The sequence below is a fragment of the Mycobacterium sp. TH-M82 genome, assembly GCF_057473605.1.
On record NZ_JBYCKY010000091.1, the window covers coordinates 1 to 6,746 of the forward strand.

Annotated in this window: 6 protein-coding genes and 1 pseudogene; 2 read left to right on the top strand and 5 right to left on the bottom strand. The window is 66.8% G+C overall.

Annotation, left to right across the window (positions count from 1 at the left end):
• Together alaS and AC2VON_RS02700 are read right to left on the bottom strand one after the other, a co-directional pair.
• Positions 1–2,152: alanine--tRNA ligase (gene alaS, locus AC2VON_RS02695; protein ID WP_486951555.1), on the bottom strand; the 2,152-nt coding region annotated here is incomplete at its 3' end.
• Positions 2,153–2,252: 100 nt separating this feature from the next.
• Positions 2,253–2,654, bottom strand: coding sequence for a secondary thiamine-phosphate synthase enzyme YjbQ (locus tag AC2VON_RS02700; protein ID WP_486951559.1), 402 nt, complete (start codon positions 2,652–2,654; stop codon positions 2,253–2,255).
• Positions 2,655–2,854: 200 nt separating this feature from the next.
• Between AC2VON_RS02700 and AC2VON_RS02705 the strand changes: the two genes are divergently transcribed.
• On the top strand, positions 2,855–3,484 hold the full coding sequence (locus AC2VON_RS02705) for a hypothetical protein (protein WP_486951556.1): 630 nt from the start codon (positions 2,855–2,857) through the stop codon (positions 3,482–3,484).
• A 225-nt stretch (positions 3,485–3,709) separates the two neighbouring features.
• Here the strand turns inward: AC2VON_RS02705 and AC2VON_RS02710 are convergent.
• Positions 3,710–4,027 (bottom strand): annotated as a pseudogene (locus AC2VON_RS02710) (hypothetical protein); the annotation flags it as partial.
• Between the two features lie 85 nt (positions 4,028–4,112).
• The gene (locus AC2VON_RS02715; protein WP_486951560.1) at positions 4,113–5,459 is read right to left on the bottom strand and encodes a replication-associated recombination protein A; all 1,347 of its coding nucleotides are present in this window, start codon (positions 5,457–5,459) and stop codon (positions 4,113–4,115) included.
• Positions 5,460–5,756: 297 nt separating this feature from the next.
• Here AC2VON_RS02715 and AC2VON_RS02720 point away from each other — a divergent pair, with 297 nt between their 5' ends.
• Positions 5,757–6,176 carry a transglycosylase family protein gene (locus tag AC2VON_RS02720; RefSeq protein ID WP_486951557.1) on the top strand — a complete coding sequence of 140 codons (420 nt, stop codon included), beginning with the start codon at positions 5,757–5,759 and terminating at the stop codon, positions 6,174–6,176.
• 56 nt (positions 6,177–6,232) lie between these two features.
• On the opposite strand, the gene AC2VON_RS02725 is transcribed toward AC2VON_RS02720, so the two are convergent.
• Positions 6,233–6,746: hypothetical protein (locus AC2VON_RS02725; RefSeq protein ID WP_486951558.1), on the bottom strand; the 514-nt coding region annotated here is incomplete at its 5' end.

Below are 6,746 nucleotides of genomic sequence, written 5' to 3' on the forward strand. Positions count from 1 at the left end.
CATAGGCCTCCACCCGGCGCACCCCGGAGCCGACCGACGATTCGCCGAGGATGGTCACCGGGCCGATCTGCGCCGAATTGGCCACGTGGGTGCCGCCGCACAGCTCCAGGGAGAACGGACCGCCGATCTCAACGACGCGGACCCGGTCGGGGTAGTGCTCGCCGAACATCGCCATAGCGCCCATCGCCTTGGCTTTGTCGAGCTGCTCGGTGAAGGTGTGCACCTCGAAGGCGGCTTGTACCGCCTCATTTGTCACCTCTTCGACCTCGCGGCGTTGCCCGTCGGTGAGCGGTCCCTGCCAGTTGAAGTCGAACCGCAGATAACCCGGCCGGTTCAGCGATCCAGCCTGAACCGCGTTGGGCCCCAGCACCTGCCGCAGCGCCGCGTGCACCATGTGAGTCCCCGAGTGGCCCTGGGTGGCGCCTTTGCGCCAGGCCGGATCGACTGCGGCGGTGACGGTGTCGCCCTCGACGAACTCGCCGGACACCACGTCCACACGGTGCACGAACAGGCTCTGGGCGATCTTCTGCACATCGTTGACAGCGCCCTGGGCGCGGGCGCCCGGGCCGGTGATGGTACCGACGTCGCCGACCTGCCCGCCCGATTCGGCATACAGCGGGGTGCGGTCCAGCACCAACTCGACCCGGTCTGGTGTCTCGGTTCCGTCTCCTGGCCTGTGGGCCACCACCGGCACCCGTTTGCCGTCCACGAAGATTCCGAGGATCGTTGCCTCCGAAGATAATTCGTCGAATCCGGTGAACTCGGTGGGCCCGGCGTCGACCAGCTCCCGGTAGGCGCTCAGGTCGGCGTGGGCATGTCTGCGGGCGGCGGCGTCGGCCTTGGCGCGGGCACGTTGCTCAGCCATCAGCTCACGGAAGCCCTGTTCGTCGACGTCCAAACCCGCTTCGCCGGCCATCTCCAGGGTCAGCTCGATCGGAAAACCGTAGGTGTCGTGCAGGGTGAAGGCGTCGACGCCGGACAGCACGGTGGCTCCGACGGCCTTGGTGGAGCGGGCCGCTTCGTCGAACAACTTCGATCCCGACGTCAGGGTGCGGTTGAACGCCGTCTCCTCGGCGACCGCGATCCGGCTGATCCGGTCGAAGTCGGCGACCAGCTCGGGATAGGACGGACCCATCGCGTCACGGACGCATGCCATCAGCTCGCCGACGATCGGGGTGTCGATGCCGAGCAGCTTGGCCGAGCGGATCACCCGGCGCAGCAGCCGGCGGAGCACGTAGCCGCGGCCCTCGTTGCCAGGGCTGACCCCGTCGCCGATCAGGATCGCCGCCGTGCGGGAATGGTCGGCGATCACCCGGTATCGGACGTCGTCGGCATGGCTGCCGATGTCATAGCCGCGGGGTGCGCGGGTGGCAATGGTGTCGATCGCCGGCCGGAGCAGGTCAGTCTCGTAGACGTTGTGCACTCCCTGCAGCAACACTGCGACCCGCTCCACGCCCATGCCGGTGTCGATGTTCTTGCGCGGCAACGGACCGACGATCTGGAATTCGGATTTCGACGTGCCCTCGCCGCGCTCGCTCTCCATGAACACCAGGTTCCAGATCTCGATGTAGCGCTCTTCGCTGGCCAGCGGGCCGCCCTCCGGCCCGAAGTGCGGGCCGCGGTCGTAGTAGATCTCCGACGACGGCCCGCACGGGCCGGGGATGCCCATCGACCAGTAGTTGTCGGCCTTCCCGCGACGCTGGATGCGCTCCCGGGGCAGACCAGCCACCTGCTGCCACAGCGCGGCGGCTTCGTCGTCGTCCAGATAGACTGTGGTCCATAGCTTCTCCGGATCAAATCCATAACCCCCGGTTTCCTGCGGGGTGGTCAGCAGCGTCCAGGCCAGCTCGATCGCGCGTTCTTTGAAGTAGTCGCCGAACGAGAAGTTGCCGGCCATCTGGAAAAACGTGTTGTGTCGGGTGGTGTGGCCCACCTCGTCGATGTCGGGGGTGCGGATGCACTTCTGGATGCTGGTGGCGGTCGGGTACGGCGGGGTGCGCGCGCCCAGGAAGTACGGCACGAACTGCACCATGCCGGCGTTGACGAACAACAGGTTCGGGTCGTCGAGGATCACCGAAGCGCTGGGCACCTCGGTGTGGCCTGCCTTCACGAAATGATCGAGGAAGCGTTTCCTGATCTCATGTGTCTGCACCTGTCGTTTTTCTCCTGTCCGAATCGGCACGCCGAGTAGACGGCACTACAGTACCGGCCCGACCGCAACCTCCTGTGCCGCCGACGAGCCCGGCCAACTCTTAGGCGTCGACGAAGCTCAGCCGCACCGACCGGCGTGCGTTGTCCCGGTTCAGGTCGACCAGCACCACGGATTGCCAAGTACCCAGCAGCGGCGTGCCGTCGGTCACCGGCACGGTGACCGACGGCGCCACCAGCGCGGGCAGAACGTGGTCGGCGCCGTGGCCCGGTGACCCGTGCGCGTGGCGGTAGCGGTCGTCGCGGGGCACCAGCCGCTCCAGGGTGTCGACCAGGTCGTCGTCGGAGCCGGCGCCGGCCTCGATGATCGCCACCCCAGCCGTCGCGTGCGGCACGAACACGTTGCACAATCCATCCGAATGACCGCTGCCGTGCCCGGCGCAGAACGCGCGCACCGCGCCGGTGAGGTCGACGGTGCGACGCCGTGTGGTGTCGATGTCGAGCAGTTCGGAGTCCATACAATTCAGCCTACGGATGTGCTTACCGCCTCCCCCGCGACTCCTCCCCGGTGAGCGGCCGGATCCCCGGCTCATCCCGGGTCAAGTTGCCCCGAATTGGCCCTTGCCACAGCCAATCCAATGGAGGAAGGTGGTAGTTGTTCCGGTGGCGCCACCGGGGCGCCGCCCCGACAAAGAGGGGGTGGATCGTGTACGCACGCTCTACCACAATGACGGCACAACCCTCAGCTATCGACGGGGGAATTGCGCATATTCGCGACGCGGTCATGCCCGCCCTGCGGGAGATCGACGGATACGTCGGAGTGTCGCTGTTGGTCGACCGGCAGTCGGGCCGGTGCATCGCCACCAGCTCCTGGGAGAACGACGAGGCGATGCACGCCAGTGCCGAGCGGGTACGGCCGATCCGGGATCGGGCGGCGACGATGTTTGGAGGTACTGCGACCGTCGAAGAGTGGGAAATCGCGGTGCTCCATAGGGATCACCACTCACATGAGGGCGCCTGCGTGCGGGCGGTGTGGATCAAGGGCGACCCCACCAAGGCAGACCAAAACATCGAGTACTACAAGACATCCATCCTGCCCGATCTGGAGAGGCTCAAGGGGTTCTGCAGCGCCAGCCTGCTGCTCGACCGCGCGTCCGGACGCTTCGTGTCCTCTACGACGTATGACAGCATTGACGCAATGCAGCAGAACAGGGAACAGGCAACGGCCCTGAGGAAGGCACGCATTCAACAAGCGGGCGTTGAGGAGCTCAAGGAGCTCGACCACGGCGAGTTCGAGCTTGCTCTTGCCCACTTGCGAGTGCCCGAGCTGGTCTGATCCAGATCAGGGCAGTAGACCGGCCGAACTGGCTGTCGGTCGGTAAACCCATTGTGGCGCTTGACCGGGTGCTGCCGGCGATCGAGAAGCTCGACGGCTTCTGCAGCGCGAGGCGGATGCTCAACCGCACCTCCTGGCGCACGGTGTCCTCGACGACATTCGACGACATGAAGACAATGGGGGCGCAACGACGACCTGGCCCGCTCGCTGCGCACCGCGCGGCTGCGGGTAACTCGCGAAGGGGTGCACCTCGAAGGTGAACGCCCCGGCTTGCACGCGAGGGTCGTCATTCATCGCAGCGATGGTGTCGTCGACGGCCCCGGTGAATATCCCGACACCGCACATCTCGGAGCCGTCGGTAACCGGCAGCACCGCCGGCAGTACGCCGTCGTGGCGCAGCCCGAAGTTGCGCCGGCCGTGCTCCCAGATAATCGTCGGCGCCGTGTCGTCGGCGAAGTTCGGGCTCTGCTTGGGGATGACAACGCAGTTAGCCTTCGCGGCGGGTAGCAGCTCATTCATTTCTGCGTCGGTGCAGGTTTTCACTTGCTGCCCTTTCGCTCAGTCGGCTGACCGTTGAGATTGCGCTCAGGGCTGTGGACCAGCCGAGATCACGACCCTGGATGCAATCTCAACGTTTCCTGCGGATGATCGCACGCAGACGGTCCAGGCGGCCGGCGATCTCACGTTCGCCTCCCCGGTTTGTCGGTCGATAGTAGTCCACGCCCACCAGGTCATCGGGCGGATACTGTTGCGGTACAACACCGTCCGGGTGATCGTGGGAGTACAGGTAGCCGACGGCACGGCCCAGCCCTTGAGCCCCCGAGTAGTGGCCGTCGCGTAGCTGCGGCGGCACCGGGCCGGCCTTGCCCGCCTTGATGTCATTCGTCGCCGCCGACAGCGCGGTGGTCACCGCGTTGGATTTGGGTGCGGTGGCCAGGTGCACCGTGGCGTGGGCGAGCGTCAGTTGGGCTTCGGGCATGCCGATCAACTGCACGGTCTGTGCGGCGGCGACGGCCGTGTGCAGCGCGGTCGGGTCCGCCATGCCGATGTCCTCGCTGGCCAGGATCATCAGCCGGCGGGCGATGAACCGCGGGTCCTCGCCGGCGACCAGCATCCGGGCCAGGTAGTGCAGCGCGGCATCGACGTCGGACCCGCGCACCGACTTGATGAAAGCGCTGATCACGTCGTAGTGCTGGTCGCCGGCCCGGTCGTAGCGGACCGCCGCCCGATCCAGCGACTGTTCGACGGTTCGCGCAGTGACGTCGGCGCCTGCTGCCTGCGCTGTTTCGGCTGCCACTTCGAGCGCGGTCAGCGCACGGCGGGCGTCGCCGGCGGCCAGCCGGACCAGCAGGTCGACCGCGTCGGGTGCGACGCCGATCCGCCCTCCCAGGCCGCGCGGATCGTCGATCGCGCGCTGCACCACGGTCCGAATAGCATCGCTGGCCAGCGGCCGCAGCTGCAGGATCAGCGACCGCGACAGCAACGGCGCCACCACGGAGAACGACGGGTTTTCGGTGGTGGCCGCCACCAGCAGCACCACCCGGTTCTCCACCGCCGAGAGCAGCGCGTCTTGCTGCGTCTTCGAGAACCGGTGCACCTCGTCGATGAACAGCACCGTCTGCTCGCCATAGCCGGCCGCCCGTCGGGCGGTGTCGATAACCACCCGTACCTCCTTGACTCCGGCCGACAGCGCGGACAGCGCCTCGAATCGCCGACCGGCCGCCTGCGAGATCAGCGCCGCCAGCGTGGTCTTGCCGGTGCCCGGCGGGCCGTACAGGATGACCGACGCCGCGCCGGAGCCGTCGACTAACCGGCGCAGCGGCGAGCCGGGCGCCAGCAGATGGTCCTGCCCGACCACCTCGCCCAGCGACGCCGGGCGCATCCGAACAGCCAGCGGCGCCGCGCCCACGTCTCCGACGGCCGGCTGCGCTGCGCCGGGCACGTCGAAAAGACCGTCCGACACGGTTCCAGGCATACCACGCGGTGACTTGGGCAGCGCCATCAAGGCATGTTCGAGGACTACCGTGCGCCCGGCGGCGCCCACTCGACGACGTTCGAGGGGCATTCGAGAGGTATTCGCCGCCTGCGTGTTCACCCGTGCGCAGTTGCCACAATAGTAACAATAGAAACTATAACCACTTTAATTCGATTTTACATCATTAACTTCATTGGTAACTTCAATAACCCTGCTTGTGAGAAGTGTGCATTTGCACCACCTATCGCGCTATGCTCGATTACCTCGCAGGTGTACATCTATCACGGAGGTTGTTATATGCACCGGAGGGCGATACACCGCTGTGCCGTCTCAACCGTGGTCGCGGCGGGGTGCGCCGCGGTGTTGCTGGGTCCGCTGGGTCCGTCAACAGCGGTGGCGCAGGCGGATGGCGACAATTGGGACTTGGTCGCTGACTGCGAGTCGGCCGGCGATTGGAGTGCCGACACCGGCAATGGCTTCTACGGCGGTCTGCAGTTCAAAGAGTCGACGTGGCAGGAATTCGGCGGCCAGGGTTCGCCGGCCGACGCGTCGCGAGCCGAACAGATCGCGGTGGCCGACCGGGTGCTGGCCGGACAGGGCCCGAGAGCCTGGCCCACTTGTGGCCCGGGCAACGTGCAGGCACCGACGATGACAACGTGGCTGCCGTATCCGCTGCGCGGTCTGGTCAGAAGATTGTGGTCGGCCCTACCGCACTGAACCGCTCAGATATTCGAATTCAGCTCAGAACCGGTAACGTGCCCAGGTTGATTTGACTACCACCACCGGTCCGCGCCGAGTCGCAGGCACTTCTGCAGGTCGGCGTCTGCGGCGCGCACCGCTGCTTCCTTGACGCGGTAGGCAGCAGCGACGTCAGCGAACCGGCCGGCCGTCAGGTTCGCTCGTTGGCACACCATTCGTTCGATTCCGGCCGCCACCGCCGCGAGGCCGTGCGAATCGAGGAAGCCGTCCTCGTCGGGCAGCCGCCACAGCGCAGCGAGGCAGCGCAGCACACCGGGCAGGCCAAACACCGGAATCACGCGCCGCCAGAGCAGTTCGCCGACAGGGCCGAGCGGGATACGGGGCTGCGGCGGCGCGTGCATAGCCGCCAGGCCGGGTCCGTGGACCCACCGGCGCAGGTGTGCAGGCTCGAACGGCCGATCGTAGGGCAGGATTTCGTCGATCTGTCCGGTGCCTCCCGGCGCTTGCCACCGAAGCAGGAAAGGGAAGCGACGTCGCGCCGCGGTGTCCACCCAGCCACTCGACGCATGGCGCTCACCCGACGACGCC

Excerpts from the sequence above, each read along its gene's own strand:
- AC2VON_RS02715 (WP_486951560.1), bottom strand. The coding sequence starts at position 5,459 with ATGCCTGGAACCGTGTCGGACGGTCTTTTCGACGTGCCCGGCGCAGCG.
- AC2VON_RS02720 (WP_486951557.1), top strand. The coding sequence starts at position 5,757 with ATGCACCGGAGGGCGATACACCGCTGTGCCGTCTCAACCGTGGTCGCG.